This is a genomic window from Herbiconiux daphne (genome assembly GCF_024979295.1).
GTDB classification, from domain to species: Bacteria; Actinomycetota; Actinomycetes; order Actinomycetales; family Microbacteriaceae; genus Herbiconiux; species Herbiconiux daphnes.
Genome location: NZ_JANLCJ010000144.1, coordinates 1 through 1,080, shown reverse-complemented (window position 1 = coordinate 1,080; position 1,080 = coordinate 1). Strand labels below are relative to the sequence as shown.

At 43.9% G+C, this 1,080-nt stretch carries 2 protein-coding genes; both read left to right on the top strand.

What is annotated here, in order from left to right:
- Positions 1 to 479: 479 nt before the first annotated feature.
- The gene (locus tag N1032_RS23660; RefSeq protein WP_259542823.1) at positions 480 to 635 is read left to right on the top strand and encodes a hypothetical protein; all 156 of its coding nucleotides are present in this window, start codon (positions 480 to 482) and stop codon (positions 633 to 635) included.
- Between the two features lie 103 nt (positions 636 to 738).
- Complete coding sequence (locus tag N1032_RS23655; protein WP_163638898.1) at positions 739 to 1,050, top strand: CBS domain-containing protein; 312 nt, start codon at positions 739 to 741, stop codon at positions 1,048 to 1,050.
- Positions 1,051 to 1,080 lie beyond the last annotated feature (30 nt).

Genomic DNA, 1,080 nt, shown 5'->3' with positions numbered 1-1,080 from the left:
AAAGAAGGACAAAACAAAAAACTACTACCACTTTTCCCATGCTCACTATTTCTGCTTGATTATTCTGACGGGGTGGGGTACAATACTGTTGGAAGGGATTTCTGGCTGTCACTATTTCGGAATGGAATCACTCTATCACTATTAGCTTATGAGGTCAACAACTATTATGTTACAGTTCTTTGCTCAATCTGTCCTGTCTGAAATCGTGGGTCGTGTACTACTGCCCGATAGTACCACACTGAAACTGTCACCTGATTCTGAAAACGCAATCGTGTTTGAAACTGTTGACACGTTCTTTTACTGGCAACTGTCCGTCAACATCGAAACCAACCAATACGAACTTTTGGAGGTTATCTTAAATAAAAACCTTGACGTGAAAAGTGACCAATGCTATTATTATCTCACGGTCAACGAAGCACTTGACCACATTACCGGGTACATCGCCCACCACTAAAACCAGTTTCAATAAGGAAACTATTATGTTGAAGAAAATCACCGTGTACATCGTCAAAGCTGGCGATAAAGAAAAAATCTGCTCCACTAAGAGCGAAGCCGCGAAAACTGTTGCAATCCTTGCCGAGTTCGGCATTGAAGCGACTACCGAATCCGCGAAACGCACCGTAACACTGGCGTAAGCGTGAAAGCCGCCCGTTAAATGCCTAATGATTGGCGTGGGCGCATAACTTCCCGGTCGATGTAGACCACAACAAAACCACACTCAATAGAGAGATTATCATTATGACTAAAGCAACTAAAACCCTCGACTCAAAAGCTATCTTCAACGCGCTGGCTAATGCGAAACACATTTTCAGCTTCAAAGAAGAAGGCACTAAAATCAAGCTCCTGAAAATCGTCGAAACTGACGAAAACTGTAAGGCGGTCATTATGACCGAGGACGGCGAGATTGACGGCCTGTTTACTGATTCCGCCTCTGCTCGTCAGTCGCTGAAAGAAGTAATGGCTGTATTTGGCGACGAACAACCGTTCATCACCATCAAACTGAAAACTACGGCAAAAGGCGCGAGCGTCTATTACGTAGAAGTTGAGTAGTAAATAGTTACTCGATTTTAAGCCCTGCCC